Below are 1,127 nucleotides of genomic sequence, written 5' to 3'. Positions count from 1 at the left end.
CGCCGACGACGTACCGCCGTTGCTGGCCGATGTTGCCGAACTGGCAAGCGCATGGGTGGACGGCTGGGACGCAGCAGAAGAGTCCGTAGTGATGGCAGCGTGTTCGGGTTGCAACGATGGTTCTGGCAATCCTTGCCCGCATCACGGCTGAGAGGGGAACCCAGATGCTTATCAAGTACGTAACGGACCAGATGGAAGGCGAGCCGGACATTCTGACCGCACTGCGCCACCAGCCTTTGCTCCTGCGCGGCCTGGATGGGTCGACCCTGCACGTCCAGCAGGCACCGGCACACGGCTGGACACATGAGGGGCTTTGCGCTGTGCAACCTGAATCGGCCGTGATCGGCTGCGATGCGTTCCTGGGAACGTCCTGGATCGGTTCAACCGAAGTCTAGTCAAACAAGGAAATCCGCCATGTCTTGCGACGTCGTTCTGTACACCCACCTGGCTTGCGTCCAGTGCGAGCTTTCCAAGGATGATCTTGCCGCGCGCGGCATCGACTTCACCGAACGCAGCGCTGCCGACTTCGCTCAAGCGCTCGCGGCAAAAGGCTATGACACCGCGCCGGTCTTGGCCGTCGCCATCGAAAACGAGTTGGTCGCATGGCAAGGCCACAGGCCCGACATGATTGAACTGCTCGCGGACCTATTCGATCTCGGGCCGGTTTCGGCCCGGGGCCTGCGCGATAGGGAGTCGGCGGACGAAGCCGTGGTGACGCGCATCCAGGTCATGGAAGAAATCGGTAGGCATCAATTGAACGCTCAAGAGTTCTTTGCCGACTGCGGCAATCACCCGCTGTATCGCGGCCACGTGCTGCTGGAATGGCTTGGCTATTAAACGAAAAAACCCCTGATCGGCGGCAACCGACAGGGGCTTGCACCTCGACCCACCCTTCGAAGGAGAACCGTGATGAACCACGACTTTATCAGATTGGCGAACGACATGCGCCGCGCCCACGTGCTGGGCCTTTCCTACCGCCTTCCGGCGATGACGGTGCGCGACCTTGCCACCCTCATCGCCGCGATGCAGGACGCGCCGGTCACTGCACAGCTGCACTAATTCCGATAAATCGAAGCAAGAGCACACACCATGAAGATCGACTCCAAAGAACTCGCCGCCATTCACGC

General features: G+C 60.7%; 3 protein-coding genes. All 3 read left to right on the top strand.

What is annotated here, in order from left to right; all coding sequences use genetic code 11:
- The first annotated feature begins 164 nt into the window (after nt 1–164).
- The 3 genes from WBR68_RS30985 to WBR68_RS30975 all read left to right on the top strand — a co-directional run bounded on the left by WBR68_RS30985 (nt 165) and on the right by WBR68_RS30975 (nt 1,059).
- Nucleotides 165–395 carry a hypothetical protein gene (locus WBR68_RS30985; protein ID WP_120156641.1) on the top strand — a complete coding sequence of 77 codons (231 nt, stop codon included), beginning with the start codon at nt 165–167 and terminating at the stop codon, nt 393–395.
- Between the two features lie 19 nt (nt 396–414).
- Nucleotides 415–837, top strand: coding sequence for a hypothetical protein (locus WBR68_RS30980; RefSeq protein WP_050448729.1), 423 nt, complete (start codon nt 415–417; stop codon nt 835–837).
- A gap of 72 nt (nt 838–909) precedes the next feature.
- Nucleotides 910–1,059, top strand: coding sequence for a hypothetical protein (locus WBR68_RS30975; protein ID WP_164741215.1), 150 nt, complete (start codon nt 910–912; stop codon nt 1,057–1,059).
- Nucleotides 1,060–1,127 lie beyond the last annotated feature (68 nt).

Source organism: Achromobacter sp. JD-1, from assembly GCF_038594925.1.
GTDB lineage: Bacteria > Pseudomonadota > Gammaproteobacteria > Burkholderiales > Burkholderiaceae_B > Achromobacter > Achromobacter spanius_C.
The sequence above is the reverse complement of the archived record's forward strand: the minus strand, read 5'-3'. Positions and strand labels throughout refer to the sequence as shown.